Source organism: bacterium (genome assembly GCA_036504735.1).
Taxonomy (GTDB): domain Bacteria; phylum Electryoneota; class RPQS01; order RPQS01; family RPQS01; genus DASXUQ01.
This window is the reverse complement of record DASXUQ010000005.1, coordinates 413,850-431,296: the sequence shown is the minus strand read 5'-3', so window position 1 is coordinate 431,296 and position 17,447 is coordinate 413,850. Positions and strand designations below refer to the sequence as shown.

Annotated in this window: 8 protein-coding genes and 1 tRNA gene; 5 read left to right on the top strand and 4 right to left on the bottom strand. The window is 58.6% G+C overall.

Features of this window, described 5'->3' with window-relative positions; genetic code table 11:
- Positions 1 to 36: 36 nt before the first annotated feature.
- Positions 37 to 465, bottom strand: a complete 429-nt coding sequence (locus tag VGL38_03695; protein HEY3294515.1) for an isoprenylcysteine carboxylmethyltransferase family protein — start codon at positions 463 to 465, stop codon at positions 37 to 39.
- A gap of 562 nt (positions 466 to 1,027) precedes the next feature.
- On the opposite strand from VGL38_03695, the gene VGL38_03690 reads away from it, so the two are divergent.
- The 3 genes from VGL38_03690 to VGL38_03680 all read left to right on the top strand — a co-directional run bounded on the left by VGL38_03690 (position 1,028) and on the right by VGL38_03680 (position 8,429).
- Complete coding sequence (locus VGL38_03690; protein ID HEY3294514.1) at positions 1,028 to 1,792, top strand: hypothetical protein; 765 nt, start codon at positions 1,028 to 1,030, stop codon at positions 1,790 to 1,792.
- 93 nt (positions 1,793 to 1,885) lie between these two features.
- Complete coding sequence (locus tag VGL38_03685) at positions 1,886 to 7,597, top strand: right-handed parallel beta-helix repeat-containing protein (protein HEY3294513.1); 5,712 nt, start codon at positions 1,886 to 1,888, stop codon at positions 7,595 to 7,597.
- A gap of 88 nt (positions 7,598 to 7,685) precedes the next feature.
- On the top strand, positions 7,686 to 8,429 hold the full coding sequence (locus tag VGL38_03680) for a hypothetical protein (GenBank protein ID HEY3294512.1): 744 nt from the start codon (positions 7,686 to 7,688) through the stop codon (positions 8,427 to 8,429).
- A 79-nt stretch (positions 8,430 to 8,508) separates the two neighbouring features.
- Here the strand turns inward: VGL38_03680 and VGL38_03675 are convergent, their stop codons facing one another.
- Together VGL38_03675 and VGL38_03670 are read right to left on the bottom strand one after the other, a co-directional pair.
- Positions 8,509 to 11,193: a GNAT family N-acetyltransferase gene (locus tag VGL38_03675; GenBank protein HEY3294511.1), complete on the bottom strand. Its 2,685-nt coding sequence runs from the start codon at positions 11,191 to 11,193 to the stop codon at positions 8,509 to 8,511.
- A gap of 31 nt (positions 11,194 to 11,224) precedes the next feature.
- Entirely contained in the window at positions 11,225 to 11,992 is a 768-nt protein-coding gene (locus VGL38_03670; GenBank protein HEY3294510.1) for an NAD-dependent deacylase, read from the bottom strand.
- A gap of 267 nt (positions 11,993 to 12,259) precedes the next feature.
- Here VGL38_03670 and VGL38_03665 point away from each other — a divergent pair, with 267 nt between their 5' ends.
- Positions 12,260 to 13,996, top strand: a complete 1,737-nt coding sequence (locus VGL38_03665) for a hypothetical protein (protein ID HEY3294509.1) — start codon at positions 12,260 to 12,262, stop codon at positions 13,994 to 13,996.
- Positions 13,997 to 14,632: 636 nt separating this feature from the next.
- Positions 14,633 to 17,089: a C10 family peptidase gene (locus VGL38_03660; protein ID HEY3294508.1), complete on the top strand. Its 2,457-nt coding sequence runs from the start codon at positions 14,633 to 14,635 to the stop codon at positions 17,087 to 17,089.
- 249 nt (positions 17,090 to 17,338) lie between these two features.
- Here VGL38_03660 and VGL38_03655 read toward each other — a convergent pair.
- Positions 17,339 to 17,411 (bottom strand) — tRNA-Thr (locus VGL38_03655).
- Positions 17,412 to 17,447 lie beyond the last annotated feature (36 nt).

Below are 17,447 nucleotides of genomic sequence, written 5' to 3'. Positions count from 1 at the left end.
TCGCATTACTTCCATCCGTGCAATGACCGGACCAGCTCAATACACGAAGGGAATCAGTTTTCTTGTCTGCTGCTTGTAGTCGGCATACTCGGGAAAGGCCGCTTGCAGGAATCTCTCTTCATAGTGCATCTTCACCAAGAGGTCTGCCGTCAGCACAACCATTGCCCCGAGACGCAGCCACGAAAAGTCGCTGATCATCCACACAATACCCACCACGAGCAATCCCGCGTACATGGGGTGCCGGATCAGCCGGTAGGGTCCGCGCCGTACCAGCGTGGACCCGGGCTTGACCTCCGGAACCGCTCGCAAATTCTTCAGCCGGATAGTCGCAATGCCCCATACCGCCAATAGCACTCCCGCAATACCCAGCACCACCAGCCAGAATTGCGACGGTACCAGCTTGCCGCTGCCCGCCATCACCACGATGGCGACAACTTGCACGGCAACCAGAATAACGCTGCGCATGCTCACAGAATTCTCCTTATTGCGGCATATATGCGAAAATCCAATGTACGAAATCGTGATGTCTCATGCCAGTATTCATCTCTCCACCCGGGGCATTAATATTAGTGGTTTATTATACTTAATGCTATCCTTTTTGTACAATTTCCGAGCGGAAGAGAGGCAATCGATGCGCCTAAATGTACTCTCGGGTGCCCAAGGCAACTGAGCCCAATGTGGATAAATATATGGCAAGATCCGCATTGTCGTCTAACTTGCCAAACGACGGTGTTTTCCTCAGGCGCAACATGTTCATGTGGTGCCAAGGTCGCCAATGTGGGTCAATCAGGTTCAACGATCCGCTTAAAAAATTCGCCATCTTATAACTTTGCATTGCTTGCGCTTGCCGTAGACTGAGTATAAATTATCTATACGTTGTTGTAGTAGTACAGGCCGTTGTCGTCGTCTTATTCGCACATCGTCGAATATGTAACCCAGGTGACAAGATTTGAACGTGAGTATAAAGACCAATCGTTTCTTCCGAACCTGTCGTGCAGCCCTTACTTTTCTTGGCATTTGCACGGCATTGTCTTCCGTTGCCGCCGATCCTTCTTCGACGGCTTTGCGCCCCGCTGGGAACGGGCTTGATGACACGGGCGGCTTCATCCATCTGACCCCCGGCGTCATTCAAACCAATAACGGGTGCAGTGAGTTTTCCGTCTCAATTGTCGCGACGCTCACTGACGCACGGGTGTTCGGCTTGAGCTTCGCCTTTGATCAGTCCAATCTCGAACTGCTATCCGTGACTCCCGGCTCCGATCCGCGTCTTAATCTGCTCCCTACTCAACTCTCGGCCAACACCCTGCGCGTGGATGGCTTTTTTCATCCCAATTTTCCCGCCGGCGCGGTGACGCTGGCCACTCTGACCGTCAAGGCCATTGCGCCGTTTGACACCACCACGGCCATCGGGTTTGTCAACGGCAATGGCTTCAGTGGGACAACCGACACTCCCCAGCCCATTATGCTCAGCGGCGATACCGCCACCGTCATCGTGGACGGCACACCGCCGCGTCCCCCCGATAGCCTGATCATCATCACACTGCCCTATCCCGCGCATGACGATTCCGTTCGCCTGCAATGGCGGCGCGTCACGCAGGATATCCACGGCCATCCGGTGAACCATCCGCAGTACACGATCTATCTCCACGATGTGTTGAATGACACGTCGCTCGCGCTGGCCACGCTGCCGGATACCTTCCTCTACGATGAGTTTATTCACATCACGTTCCCCTGCACGACGGTTGTCAATATCGGCGTGTACGAAGTGCGTGCCTGCAAAACTCAGCCGTAGGGCAAACAGGTCTCCTTCTCCCACCTGCGCGAGTTCTTTTAGCGCACATACTTTATACAACGTCACTCTCTATTAACCGATGAGGAAGAGAAAATGAGGAACGTTCGGACTTTGGGCGCGTTCTCTGCGCGCATGAGTTGGCCCGCACTGGGGCTGACGATTCTGATCACTCTGGCTCTCTGCGGCTCCCTGTGGGCGTCCGCCAGCGCCAATCCGCCGCTGCGCGCATCCGATGAGCCCCGGCCGGGAACCAATCCCGCCGCGGCCGTGCGCGCGGTTCGGCATACGCTGGATGCGGTGGATCGCTATGTCCCGCTGGGAAGTGGCACCCCCGACTACGCTTCGATTCAGGCCGCCATCGCCGCATCGGGACCGGGCGACGTCATTCACATCGCCGCCGGTTCCTACTATGAAGATATTCTGATTGACCGATCCGTCACCCTCGACGGCGCAGGCCAGGGCCTGACCGTGATCTATCCGGCCGGCTCCGATGTCGGCATCTGCCCCGATGCCACTCACCCCACCCTCGGCAACACTCAGGTGATGGTGGTGAACGCCCATGACGTGGTGATAAGCAATCTCGCGATTGACGGCGACAGCCCGGCAAATGGCGTCGGCCTCGATGCCCGTAACGGCATCATCGAAGGCAACGGTCCCTGGAACAACCTGACCGTTCACGATGTAACCGTCACCAACATCTGGCTGCGCGCCATCTATGCGCGCAGCGGTGGTTCGGGATTCAATATCCATCATTGCACGGTGTCCAATGTGACCGGCTGCAACCAGTCCATCGCTATTTTTAACTTTGGCGGCGCGGGCATCATTGCCAACAACACCGTGAGCAATGTGAACGACGCCATTGTCAGCAACTGGTCGCGCGGAACTCAGTTCCTGAACAACACCGTCACGCAGAGCGCGGGCTATGGCATCCACTCCGATAACAATGGCGGCTACGGCGGCTCCCCCGATCTGATTCAGGGCAACAACGTCTCCAACCCGCTTCCCGGCGGTTGGGGCATCATGATCTTCTTCCCCTACCTCAATGCCGTCGCCACCAACAACTCGGTGACCGGCGCGGTCGTGGACCTCTTTGCCTGGGGCACCTCGGGCGGCACGGCCATCTTCACCGACAATACCGTCAGCGGAGCTGGCGCCTCGGGTGACATCGGCCTTTATGCCACCACCGGCTGGCCCACAATCTGGGTGGCCAACGTCAACGCTCAGTTCTCCGGCAACACCGTTTCCGGTTGTGACTACGGCTTCTTTGCCGAATCTTATCCCGGTTACACCGCCACCATCACCACGGACGTCACTCCTGGCGGCAGCGTCGCGGATGTGGTCGTTTCCGGTCTCGGCACGCTTGCCCAAACCGGGCTCGCGGCTGCAACCGTGGAAGTGGATGCCCCCGGTTTTATCCAGCAGGGCATCGGTTTGGCCACCGTGGGCGGCACCGTCCATGTCATGGCCGGGCTCTATGCCGAAGATATCCTCGTGAACAAGGCTGTCACCGTTTCCGGTGCCGGGATCGATGTCTCGACCATTCGCGGCCTTAAAACCGGCGCCAACTCCGCCACGGTCCGCATGGCCGCGGTCGGTTCGGTGATCGAAGGCTTCACCATCACTCGTGATGGCAACAATGTCACGGACTGGGCCGCCAACGTCAAGAGCGCGGGCGTGGCGATTCAGAGCACCGGTGGCGCAACCGTGCGCAACAACAAGCTTACCGGCAACCGGACGGCAATTGACATTAATAATGCCGGCAACGTTCAGGTTCTGAACAACGTGATCGATTTCAACCGGACAGGTATAGTCTTCCGTAATCCGAGTTTGAACACCACGGTCGAGCAGAACCAGATCACGAACAACTGGACGGTGGGTATCGTCTGGCTTGGTGACGGCGGCTTGGGCGAAAACACCACGGGCACCCGCTACTTCAACAACAATATCTCCGGCAACTGGTACGGTCAGATTGAAAACCGCAGTACCGGAACGTTCCTCAAAGACTTCTCCGGCAACTGGCTTGGCACGAGCGCCCCGACGACCACGAGCGCCAACGGCGGAGAGCCCGGCTACACGTCGCAGATTCCTCTGGAGTTCGGCGGATCGGCGAGCAACCCCGGCGGCGCAATCACCGTCAAGGGCGTTGGTCTTGCCTATATGGACTACACTCCGTGGCTGAACAGCGGTACGGATACCGATCTTCTGGCCGCAGGTTTTCAGGGTGACTTCTCCAACCTGTGGGTCTCCGCCGCCAGTGCGCAGAGCGGCGCGACGGGCCGCATTCGGGAAGGCATTGACCTGACCTCCGGCAGCGTCGTCAACGTAGCCGCCGGTATCTACAATGAGGCCGTCGTCGTCAACAAATCGGTGACCCTCCTTGGCGCCCAGGCGGGCATTCTTGCCCGGACCCGCTCCGGCGCAGAGTCGATTGTAGATCCCAACAGCACCGCGGCGCATGGGTTTGCCGTGCACGCCGGCCAGGTGACCATCGATGGCTTTACCATCACTAATTCCGCTGCGTACACGTCCGGCGAACGCTACGGTGTTGTGGCTATCGAGAAGATCGGCGGCGGCCAGTTCTCCAACGTGGCCGTACGCAACAACGTCATCAGCCACCAGTTCAAGGCGGTTGACTTCAACAACTCGGACAATTTCGAAATCAGCGGCAACTGGCTGCACGGTGAAAACGCCGCTTATAACTACGGCTGCCTGTGGGTGGACGATTACGGCACATCCTGCAACACGGGTCTGATCACCAACAATGATCTCGACGGTTACAGCAGCGTGGTAGAGATTCAGGGCGACCTGACTCACCCTGTCAGCAACGTCACGATTTCCAACAACCGCTCGACACACGGCCAGTATGTCCTCTTCGGCCTGCAAAACTCGTCGATCACTGGCAACTCCGTGTTGAATGTGACCACGGGTACGCATGTCTACGTCGGCGGCGGCTGCACGAACGTGACCGTAACGGATAACCATTTCGACACCGGAAGTGCGAACGGCATGAGCTTTAACGACCAGTTCGGCGCCGGCACGAATTCGGATTTCGTTATTCACAACAACAGCTTCACGGGCCACACGGGCGCCGGATTCTATGAGATGAAGGTCAACACCCCGGGCTACACCGGCGTGGTGAATGCCGAATGCAACTGGTGGGGCACGCTCAACAGCGCCACCATCGCGTCCAAAATCTTCAACCCCGCTCAGGTGGACTACGAGAATTGGAATGATGCCAGCCTGACGGCCTGCATCTACAACGACGCCAACACCTACGACTTCACGCTTTCCTTTGACGATCCGTACGTAGGCTGCACTGGCGGCGCAAGCTGCACCGATGCCGTGCTGCGTGTCGCCTTTGACCGGGCTCAGTATATTGGCGGCCATCTGATCATCTCGCTGCCTGCGGGGATCGTGGCCAACTGGACAGGCAATCAATATCAGACCATGCCGTCCAGCAACCGTTCCACCAACTTGAACTTCATTAACGCCGCCGGCGGCGGAACGGGCACCATTACGCTCGACGTCTCCTGGCAGCCGCCCTACAGCACGGGGACGCCGGGACAATACATCGCCCTGCTGCCGGTTCGGAACAATGGCGCGACGGATGGCGCCTACAATGTGACCGTCTCCGGCACCGATTTCTGGGATGCCGCCGGCCATCACACGTCTGGATTTGACTTCTCGCTGCCGAGCCTCACCGTGGATTGCACGGCTCCCGTGGGAACCGCGTTAACGGGTGGCGCGGGCGAAGGCACATGCGCGGGCTATAATGACGCCGCGGCTTTCACCAACGCCTTAAGTGCCGTGGTTGGCGCCAGCATCAGCTCTCTTTCGAGCGCTGTGATTTCCCTTAACGGCGGCGCGCATACGTACAACGTCCCGCTGGCCGACGGCGCGTGGCCGCTGACGGCGGATGCCGCTACGGTGTGGGGCCACATGACGGAAGGCTGCAACACATTTGCCCTGACCGTTACCGATGCCACCTGCAACTCCACCACGACCGCCGACGTGTCGGTGATCAAGGACACGCAGGCGCCCGTCTTCACCCCGCCGGTGTACTTCACACAGGCCGCTCCCTGCTACAACAAGATCGCGGATGATCCGAACAACGGCGCCGCGCGTTTGAACACCGAGCTGAACATGACCGTCGATGCTCCGGCGGCGTGCCAGACCGGCGGCTTCACGCTGACCTTCACTATGGGGGCCAACAGCTTGGTTCCGATTTCGGGCGCGGCCATCACCGGCTACCCCGATGCCACTCAGGCCGCGAATCTCTGGACCTTCATCCTTGCCAACGTTGCCCCGGACTATTCCGGCAGCGTGACTGTCAACTGGTCGTTGAAGGATTGCCTCGGCAATGAGACCGCCGGTTCCTTTGCGTTCTGCGTCGACTTCGCGCCCCCGGCCAACTCCTTCACCACGTTCGATGCCCGTCCCACCAGCGACGGCGTGTGGTTAAAGTGGGCATGGGGCACCACCGACGCCGTGGAAGCCAAAATCTTCCGCAAAGGCGAGGGTGACTACCCCGTTTACGCGGGTGCATTCTGGCGCACGGATGTTAATGACAGCCACTATGCCAAGAACTTCGCCACGGATCTTGCCGGCTGGACTCTGGTAGCCACCTTGACCGGCGGTGTGAACTCCACCGACTTCGGAACTCCGGCCCAGCATGCGCCGGGACATCCGGACTATTGGAAGGACGCCGTCACCGCGCGTGACATCTACCGCTACGTGACGTTCGTGAAGGACGCAACCGGAAACTGGTCGCAGGTGGCGAGCTACACCATCGGCGCCAACGCTGACCGCTCCACTAACTACTGGCTGGGCGACTTCTCGCCGGATCCTGCTTCGGCTGGAATCGTCAACGGTTCGGACCTCTCCGAACTCTCCATGTACTACTTCCAGACGGTCAGTGCCGCATCCCAGCATGTGAACATCGGCCCGGAAAATCACGAGAACGGCATGGGCAAGGGCATTCCGTCGCCCGACGGCGTCATTGACTTCAATGACCTGGTGCCCTTCAGCTTCAATTTCGGCGTCGTTGCGAGCGGTGGCTACCTTGTCACTCCGCCGCCGGCCAAGCCGTTTGCAAGCCTCTCCGCCATGCCTGTCGTTAACCTCGCCCGCACATCCGATGGTGAAATCACCGCCAACAGCACCTTCACGGTTGCGGTGTCGCTGACCGGCAATGACCACTCGGTCAAGGCCGTCGAATCCATCGTGAAGTTCGATCCGCAGGTTCTGGAACTCGTCTCCGTGACGCCCGCGAGCTTTGATGCCGCGGATGGTCTGCCGTGGACGACGGCCAGGGCCGTTACAGGTCAGCCCGGCAAGGTGGTTGTCGCCGCCGCTGCCATGGGGCAGACTGCGACCATCGCCGGCGAAGCATCGCTGGCCGTGATCGAATTCCGCTGGAAATCCACTCGCGTTGCGATGGCGAACATCAGCCTCGAGTCCGTGAAGATCTCCGACGCCGGCGGCGTCGCGATTACCGGCAGTGGCTCAACGCTCGGTATCGGCGCGCAGGGCATTCTGCCGACCGCTTACGCTCTGTTCCAGAACTACCCGAATCCGTTCAACCCGACCACCACCATCGCCTTCGATCTGAAGGACAATGGCTTCGTCCGTTTGAACGTCTATAACCTGCTCGGTCAGTCGGTGGCCACTCTGGTGAACACCAGCATGGAAGCCGGACATCACACGGTTTCCTTTGACGCGAGCGGCCTGTCTTCGGGCCTGTACATCTACAAAATCGAGGTGAATGGTTATAGCGCTCTGCACAAAATGCTGCTGACGCGATAACCGTTTCGCCTTGGGCTCGGATGTATCATCTGTTCGCCGCCGCCGGGTCTTGCGCCCGGCGGCGGCGGCCCTGTATCATGAGGTCTCTATGCTGGCACGCCTGACGTGCGTCACGCTGCTTCTTGCCGGACTGGCCTTCGGCACGTCCGCCTGGGCGCTCGATCTTACCTTTACTCCCGATACGTCCACCGGGGATGCCGGTCAATCCGTCTGGATCTCCGCGCAACTGTCGGCGTCGCAGCCGATGCGCGGCTTCACCGTCTACATGTCCTACGACACCAACGTGATTGATCTGGACGAACCTCCCGTGGCCGGCGCGCTGGTGGCCAATCGTCAAGGTCTTCAGTTCAACTACTTCGATCACGCGGCCTTTGAACCCACGCTGCTCGAGGTCGGAGCCACCGTTTTCGGCACCGATTTCTGGCAGGGCCCCGGTGAACTCTTCCGCGCCCGCTTCACGCTTCGCCGGTGCGGCGCTGAGGAAATCGCCGCTCCCTATGCGCCCTTCTTTGTTGCGGCGGACGGGACCTATCCCACCGTCACGTACCATCCCGGCACCGTGATCATCTGCCCGGGCATGCCTGCCATGCCGCAAGGTCTGACCGTCTATCCCGATTCTCCTTCTTCCGTACGGTTGATATGGTCCGCCGTTACGCAATCGGCGTTCGGTCAGCCGTTGCCATCTGCGCCTGTCTACCGCCTGTACCGCCAACAGGTGCAACCGTCGCTTCCTGTTGTTCTGATCGCTACGGTGCCGGATACCGCGTACACCGATACTCACTCCACCGGCATCGAATACATTTACTACGTCACGGCGCAAACCAACCCATAGAATTCGTTTCTCACCGCAACATGCGAGAAGAGGCTCCCCTAAGGGAGCCTCTTCTCGGATACGATTCGTGCGCAGGGTTCTACCGGATTTCTTTCACAATATCCACCGTGGAATCCTCGCCCATCCGCACCTCAAACCCGCGCTTCTGAAAAATGGAGATCATCGGACGGTTGTCGGTGGTCGTCTGTGCCACCACCCGCTTCAAATTCCATTTCTGCGCGATGTCCATGCAATAATCGGTGAGCAGACTTCCGATTTCCCGCTGTTGCCAGGCGTCCGTGATCAGCACGGCATATTCCACAGTCTCGTGGTCCGGATCGGCAATCAACCGCCCCACGCCTACCAGTTTCCGCTCGCCATTCTCCACCGTTTCCGCCACAATCGCAATTTCGCGGTCATAGTCGATAAAACAGAACCGCGTCGCCACCTCATGCGAGGCCCAGTGGAACAGATACCGGAACCGCGAGTAAATCGCCTCTTTCGAGCAACTCGCCAGCAGATTCATCCACAGCGGTTCATCCTCCGGCTTGATCGGTCGCAGCAAAATTTCCGTGCCGTCCTTCAGCGTCACCGGCTTCACATACTTTTCCGGATAGGGTTGCAGCACCAGATGGGAGTAAGCCGGAACGTTTTTTCCGATCAGTTCCCGGTCCATCACAATCCGCGCATCCAGTGCCACGGCGCCTTCCGGAGAAACCAGCAGCGGATTGATGTCCAATTCCTTGATCTCCGGATAATCTGCCGCGAGGTATGACAGCCGGATCAGCACTTCCACCAGTTTGTCTACGTTGGCGGGCGGCTTGCCGCGATACCCTGTAAGCAGCGGCCAGATCCGCAGCGACTCCAGCATCCGCATCGCCAGCCGCTCATTCAGCGGCGGGAAACCCAAGCTCCGGTCCTGCAACAGCTCCGCGCCGGTTCCGCCCATGCCAACCATCATCACCGTGCCGAACACCGAATCCTTCTTGATTCCCAGAATCAACTCCAGCGCGTTCTTGGTGCTGATCATCGGCTGCACCGTGCACCCGAACCGCCGCGCGAATGGCCGCAGAGCCTTGGCGCTGTAAATAATCCCGTCAAACGCGCCGCGTACCATCTCTTCGTTTTCGAGATTCAGCGACACGCCGTCCACATCCGACTTGTGCGTAATGTCCGGCGAGTGAATCTTCAACACCACCGGATAGCCGATCTTCGCCGCAATCTGCACCGCTTCCGAAGAGTTCCGCGCCGGAATCGCCCGCGTCGTCGGAATCCCGTAGGCGTCGATCAACCACTTGGAAATGTCTTCCGAAATGATTTCCGACTCTCCAATATGCTCCGAAAGGAAGTGCTGCCGAATGTCGTCCCGGTCAATGGAAAACGTAATCGGCACGTCCTTCGGAGTCTCGAACAGCGTGTCCAAATTACGCGAATAAGCTACCAGCGTCATGAACGAGCGTACGGCCTGTTCGGGAGTCCTATAGGCTGCAATGCCCGCATCCGTCAGAATCGAAATCCCGTCGCGCATCGCCTTGCCGCCCAGCCATGCCGCCAGAATCGGTTTCGGTGTGGTCTCCGCCAGCTTGCCCAGCACCTTGGCCGTTGCCGTGGGATTGGTCATTGCCTGCGGCGTCAGAATCACCAGCACCGCATCCACGCCCTTGTCTGCCAGCACAATCTGCACGGCCTTTTCAATCCGCTTCGAACTGGCATCCCCCAGAACATCCACCGGATTCGCGTGCGACCAGGATGAGGGCAAATTCTCGTTCAGCTTCTCCATCGTGTCCGCGGTGAGCTTGGCCAGCACGCCCTTTTCGGCAATCAGTGCGTCCGTGGCCAGCACGCCCGGCCCACCCGCGTTCGTCACAATCGCCAGATTCGGTCCGTGCGGATGCCTGTTTCTGCCGATCAGTTCCGCGCAATCGAAAATGTCGCCGATTTCGAACACCCGCGCCAGACCTGCCCGCTGAAACGCCGCGTCGTACACCGCATCTTCCGATGCCATCGCTCCCGTATGCGATGCCGCCACCTGCGCCGATTCCGGAAACCGTCCCGCCTTAATCGCCAGAATCGGTTTCGTCCGCGCAAAGGCGCGCGCCGCCGTCATGAACCGCCGCGCCTGCGAGATCGATTCGATATACAGAATAATCGACTTCGTATTCTCGTCTTCGCCGAAGTAGTCGATCAGGTCGCCGAAATCCACGTCGCTCGTGTTGCCGATGGACACAAAATGCGAAAACCCGATCTTGCCTTCCAGCGCCCAGTCCAGCACCGACGTGCACAGTGCTCCCGACTGCGAGATAAACGCCACGTGCCCCGCCTTCGGCATTCCCGAAGCAAAGCTCACATTCAGACTCAGCGCCGGAACGATGATCCCCAGGCAATTCGGCCCGAGAATTCTCATCCCGTCATACTTGCGCGCTTCTGCCATGATCCGCTCTTCGAGCGCCTTGCCGGCTTCTCCGGTTTCCTTGAATCCCGCCGACATAATAATAATGCCGCGGATTCCCGCTTCGCCGCACTGCGTAATCAGTCCCGGCACCTGCTCCGGCGGCGTGCAAATCACCGCCAGATCCGGCGTCTTCGGCAAACTGGCCACGCTCGGAAAGCACGGCACGCCTAACACCGCTTCGTTATCCGGATTCACCGGATACACCACACCACGGAACCCTCCGCCCACCAGATTCCCCAGAACCTTGCCGCCCACACTATTGGGATTTATCGTGACTCCGATCAGCGCAATCCGCTTCGGATTGAAAATCTGATCGAGATTATGAATGTTCATCCGGTCGCTCCAGCACTCTCTGCTATGATGCCTATCTCTGAGATGGTATCGCTATATCCAAGGCCCGCGCCAGTCCGCTCATCGCTTCCGTCGCTTTGGCCTGAATCATGATGTCGGTGATCTGTCGTGTAAACTCGGAAGGTTGCACGTTGATCTCGATGATCGTCGCTCCGTTGCCCTTGGCAATGTGTGGGATCAGCGAGGCCGGCATAATCTCGCCCGACGTGCCGATCACCAGCAGCACATCCGCGATCTCCGCTTCAAAAAACGACTGTGAATTGGCCGGCTCGGGAATCGGTTCGCCGAACAGCACCACGTCCGGTTTCAAAAGGCCACCGCATATCCGGCATTCCGGAGGCAGAAAAGCCAAATCCACATCGGCCAGCGGATACGTCTTGGAGCAACCGAGGCATACCAGTGTTCTCAAGGTGCCATGGAATTCGTACACCTTGCGACTGCCCGCTTTCTGATGCAGACTGTCGATGTTCTGGGTGATGAGGGTCTCCAGCATGTGCTTCTTTTCCATCGCCGCCAGAGTAAAATGAGCGGCATTGGGCTGCGCCGCTGAAACTCCTTCATAGAAGACGGTCTTCAACAACTCCCAAGAGGCCTTGGGGCTGCGCCTGAAGTTGCCAATCTCCAGAAAATCCGGGTTATACTTTACCCATAACCCGTTATCCCCGCGGAATGGAGGAATCCCGCTTTCCACGGAAATCCCCGCCCCGGTAAATGCGGCCACCCGCTTGGCCGAGCGGATGACTTTCGCAGCCTTCTTGTACGTATCTGTCACGGTGTCCATCACACTTTCTGTTCGCTTACCGAAGCCCAAATATACGAAAGCCTCGCGTCATCGACAATTTGTGGCGGCGGGCACTCCCTGGACCGAGCCAAATTGTTGATTTGAAAGGGCAAAGGCCCCTCAATGGATTTCAAGATCGCCTTCAGCAGGAACCCGCCCCGGATCCCAGAACCGATCTATCCGGCAAACTCTATTTTCCCATTGACCCGTCACAGATTATGTGCTAAATTGGTGTTGATCATGAGATCCAACCAAGGAGGCCGTCCCGTGCGGCGATTACGATTCCTTTCGGGCATGTTGCTGCTTGGGCTGACACTCGCCGCCCATGCCGAGGCCCTGTCCGTGTACGGTCCACCCGACTTCCAATGGTTCGGCGACACCCTTGCTGCCCGAACGGGCAGCACTCTGTCCGCCGCCGGACCCGAATCGGGCACGCCGTATTGCCATTTGGAAATCACCTCCGGTCTGTCCTCTGCCTATCAGGTCCGGATTTCGCCTAACCGCGCAGACCTCTCTGGCCGCGACCGCCTTGGCTTAACCTACGCCTGTCTCGACTTTCTGGACAGCGTCAGCACTCGCGGCCTCACGCCCTTGCTGCCCTCGTCAGGTGAACAGACCTGGACCTTCACCCCCAAGACTTCCGGCCGCATCGTCACGATCACCCAGAGCCCGGACGATGCCTGGCCCAAAGCAAGGACTCAACTCTATAATGCCATCTACTACGGGCGGGCCAGCGAAATCATCATTGCTGCTTTCCCTACTGTATGGAAACCGCACAACGTATCTCGTGTGGATGAAATGCTCTCGATCTGTGACCAATATGGTCTTCAGGCGCGCCTGCTCACTGCAACCTTCAGCAAGTGGTGGCGCGGCACTGTGCCGACGGATCGCTGTCTTCGCACGGGGATTCCTATTCGCCCCCGGCGTGCAACTCCCGAATCTCAGCAGTTTTTCACCAACACCCGCTCCCGCGGCGGCGCGGCTCTCGATGCGGCTAGCAATGAAGCCAACCGCTTCTATATCCCTGTGGACTTTCCCCGCGATGATGACACCTTTCGTCTCTGGGCGCTCTCTTACCGTATGCGCGCCGAAGACAATGCCAAGGGCGCGGGTGGCCGCATCATGTGGTATCGCAATGACCGTTATGCCGATCCCCATACCGATGCCGTTGTCATGCGCCGCGAATTTTCGCTGACATCCGAATGGCAAACGTTCCGCGACACCGTTTGCACTCTCGAACAGCTCCATTGGACGGCCCACTTTCAGTGCACCTCCGGTCGTGCCTATCTCGATTCGGTCCGTATCGAAGAAGTCAATCCCGGCCCCGGTGATGTCGCATCCTGCTCAACGGCGGATTTGCCGTCCGGTTGGAAGCTCTATCAAAAGGGCGCGCTGTCTACCTATCTTGCTTCCATGAGTCTCCGTCCCGAGTTGGAAGGCTCGATGGATGCCATTGCCCAAACCATGGACTCCTGCTACGCGCGCTTCCATCATCACCCGTCGTTGATCGGCTTCTTTTCTTCCTGCGATGAAGTCTTTGTGATGGGCTGGGAACCCGCTTTCACCCGCGCCTATGCCAATGCCGGTGAAGGCTATGTGGATCTGTTGCGAAAGATCGCGCGCAAAGCTCACAGTCTCTTTCCCGACAGCCGCCTGCTCTTCTATGGCGACATGCTGGATCCCTTCCATAATTCCAAGGTGTACACTCGAGCCTGCAACCCTCGCGGCGGTGGCTTCAGCGGCAGCCGTCACTATGCCGAGCCCGATACTGCCATTCTTGATGTACTGCTTTGGGGTGAGGATGACACGCGCACCTGCAAGGCGCTGCTGGACTCCTTTGGCGGCAATTGGACATGGACGGCGGGTATTACTATCGCCAATCGTAACAGGGAAGATCCCGCATGGAAGCCATGGCATCCATCCCGAGTCCTCTATTACGATTGGGGAGATCAATACTACACCCCCGCCGTGCTAAAAGATTTGAAGCAACGCTGGTATCAATAATCGGTAGACGGCAAGGATCTTCGTTCCCCCACTTCAATGGGGAGACCGAGGGGCTATCCGTGCCCATCTGCCTCACCTCTAGCAGGCATGGCATCCGCCGTAGGGGCACGACATGTCGTGCCCGTTTTCGACCAGGAGACCGAAGGGCCATGTCGTGCCCGTCTTCTGTGGATGTGGGTGCCCTAAGGCCATCCGTGCCCGCTAAATGACATTCGTCACACTCCATTCCTTTCATCGCAATAACGGCGGCCAAGGGCCGCCGTTATTTTTGTGGCATGATCCGCAATGCTGTTTGTCCCTCGACTTTTTCTCGCCGTTTTTTGCCAGCCTACACTATGAAAATGTGTGTGTGGGATATTCTCCCCAATCATCGTGCAAAGAGTGAATGAGATCGAATTTATCAGCTTCATGCACTTTTTGAATTTTTCTCTTGACAATGCGCCGCTCGATGACTAAGTTGGGGTCAGTAAGACTGGGCGCTCAGATTTTTAGGCACTTGAGATCCTGCTGAAATTCAGCGGGCGGACCTGTAAGAGAACCTGCAAAACGACGTTCACGCCACGGCAGGATTCTACACTATCCACCAAGTGCCCTCCGGCCGGCGTGAGCCGGGGATGCGATATCAGGGAGCGACCTGTGAAAAAGACTTTCGCTACGCGTTTGCACATGGCCATGATCATCATCGTGGCTTGTGCTGTTTTTGGACCTCTGGCGGGCTACGCTGCACAGCTTACCAGTTCCAATCACGACGCCGCCACAGCAGTGGTCAACAACTGGATGCAGTACAGCCGGGACATGAACTGGAGCCACTCCTCGAGGCTCGATGCGGCACCGGCTCTTCAGGAACTCTTCTACAATGGACAGCTCGTCGGGTATGTGGCGCAGCAGGGCGAAGGTTATGTTATCGTCCCGGCCTATGAAGAACTGCCGCCCATCACCGCCTACTCCACCGACTCCCGCTTCGATCCCAATGACGAGGGAGGCATGGTGCAGATGCTGAAGGAAGAACTCGCGAACAAGATCCAGGCTGTGCAAACCGTCCTCGACGCGAATCAGCCCACTCCCGAGATGCAGCCCGTTCGCGAACAGATCGAAAAAGACCGTCAGGATTGGCACACTTATTCTGCCAGCTATCAAGAGTTTAACAGCGCCATGCAGGCCGCGCATCCCCGCAGCCAGTTGGATGCCACGCAGGATGTAGGCCCTCTGTGTTCGACCGTGTGGCACCAGGGCGCACCGTTCAATAATTTCTGTCCTATGGGGAGCGGCGGCCGCACGGTAGTTGGTTGTGTGGCTACCGCCATGTCGCAGATTCTCGCCTTCTGGCACTCTCCGGCCAATGGCACCGGCTCCCACAGCTACCAGTGGGCTGGTGACAATTCCTGCGGCACGGCTACCCCGGGCGCGACCCTCTCCGCGACCTTCAGCGATTCCTATGATTGGGCCAACGCGCTGAACGTGGTCTCGTCTTCCGCTCCGCAGGTTCAACAGGACGCTGTCGCCGAAATCAGCTATGAGACCGGTGTTGCCGTCAATATGATGTACGGCCATTGCGGTTCCGGCGCCTATGTGCCCGGCCCCGTAACCTCGGCCTTCCAAAACTACTTCGGCATGGCCGGAGGCATAACGGTTATCAACCGCAGTTCTTACAGCTCCGCTACCGCATGGTGGACGGCTCTACAGACCGAACTGACGGCGGGCCGTCCGATGTTCTACACGATTCGCAGCCATGCCATCGTCTGTGACGGCGCGCGCAGCGGCAACCAGCTTCACTTCAATTACGGCTGGGCTGAAGGCCATACCACGTGGTATACGGCTGACAATCTCTACTGCCCGTGGGCAGGTTGCTCGCCGACCGTTGAACAGGCCATTTGCGGTATCCGTCCCAACAACACGCCTCCTCCGCCGTCCGCCTCTGTAACGGTCAGCTCGCCGAATGGCGCGGAGTCCTGGGCAACCGGTACGTCCCATTCAATCACATGGACATCCTCCAACCTCAATGAGAATGTCAAGGTCGAATTGAATCGCGCGTATCCCACGGGTGCATGGGAAATCCTCACCGCAGGCACTGCCAACACCGGCAGCTATTCGTGGGCCGTCTCCGGCGCCGCCAGCTCTGCCGCGCGTGTCCGCATCAGCGGCATCTCTCAGACCAGCGTCACGGACGTTTCCGATGCCAACTTCTCCATCACGGGTGGCGGCAGCACGACTCCTTCTCTGAGCGTCACCTCGCCCAACGGCGGCGAGTCCTGGGCTATCGGTTCGCAGCACGCAATCACGTGGTCATCGGCCAACTTCTCGCAGAACGTCCAGATCGAATTCAACCGCAGCTATCCGTCCGGGACGTGGGAAGTGATTTCATCCAGCGCAGCTAACAGCGGAAGCTATACGTGGACCCTCGCCGGATCGACCAGCAGCCTCGCCCGTATCCGCGTGCGCGGCACGACCAGCCCCACCGTGGGTGACACGTCCAATGCCAACTTCACCCTGGCGCCCTCCGGTGGCGGCAGCGGCACTATCACCATCAGCACTCCGAACGGTGGTGAGACCGCGCGGCTGAATGTCTTCTATCCCATCCGCTGGTCCTCTTCCGGTCTCAGCAGTTCGTCCACCGTGCGCATCCAGATCAACCGGAACTATCCGACTGGCCTGTGGGAGAATCTCAACTACAGCGCCGTGAATAGCGGTTCGTATTCCTGGCCGGTCTATGGTGCCACAACCACCCACGCCCGCATCCGCATTCTGAGCAATACCAACTACGCTATCGGCGACACGTCCAACGCGAACTTCACCGTCTCCAGCAGCTATTTTGCGGACGGTCCTCTTCCCACCGAAACCAAGCTTGAAGCGGCTTACCCGAATCCCTTCAATCCCACCACCCAGATCCGCTTCCAGCTTGCCGAAGCTACTCACGTCAGGCTCGAAGTCTTCGACATCACCGGCCGCCAGGTGGCAACCCTGATGGACGGCGCGCAAGAAGCCGGCACCCATGCCGTCACCATCGACGGCACCAATCTCAGCACGGGCATCTACTTTGTCCGGATGAGTGCGGGTACTGTGCAGAATGTCCAGAAGATTCAACTCCTGAAGTGAGATGCCAGAGAGCACTCCGGAAACTGCCGCGCCATATAGTCTAATCCGCTGAACGCATCGGCAAACTTCCGCTGTCAAACATCAAACCCCTGCTCGCCAGAGCAGGGGTTTGGTATGTTGTGACCTCCGCCTCGCACGAGCTTCCGGCGCGGATGACCCGCATGACGACTCGGCGGCGGACCTGAAGCGGCCTTGGCGGGGAGGCCCCCGGATGCCAAAAACACCAGCGTAAGCTGGTGTTTTTATTAGAGCCGATGAACGGACTTGAACCGTTGACCTGCTGATTACGAATCAGCTGCTCTACCAACTGAGCTACATCGGCTTGAATTAGTTCAAGATCTTGAGTATAATGATTTCC

Bases quoted from the DNA above. Each gene is read 5' to 3' on its own strand.
- VGL38_03695 (HEY3294515.1), bottom strand. From the start codon at position 465: ATGCGCAGCGTTATTCTGGTTGCCGTGCAAGTTGTCGCCATCGTGGTG.
- VGL38_03685 (HEY3294513.1), top strand. From the start codon at position 1,886: ATGAGGAACGTTCGGACTTTGGGCGCGTTCTCTGCGCGCATGAGTTGG.
- VGL38_03680 (HEY3294512.1), top strand. From the start codon at position 7,686: ATGCTGGCACGCCTGACGTGCGTCACGCTGCTTCTTGCCGGACTGGCC.
- VGL38_03675 (HEY3294511.1), bottom strand. From the start codon at position 11,193: ATGAACATTCATAATCTCGATCAGATTTTCAATCCGAAGCGGATTGCG.
- VGL38_03670 (HEY3294510.1), bottom strand. From the start codon at position 11,992: ATGGACACCGTGACAGATACGTACAAGAAGGCTGCGAAAGTCATCCGC.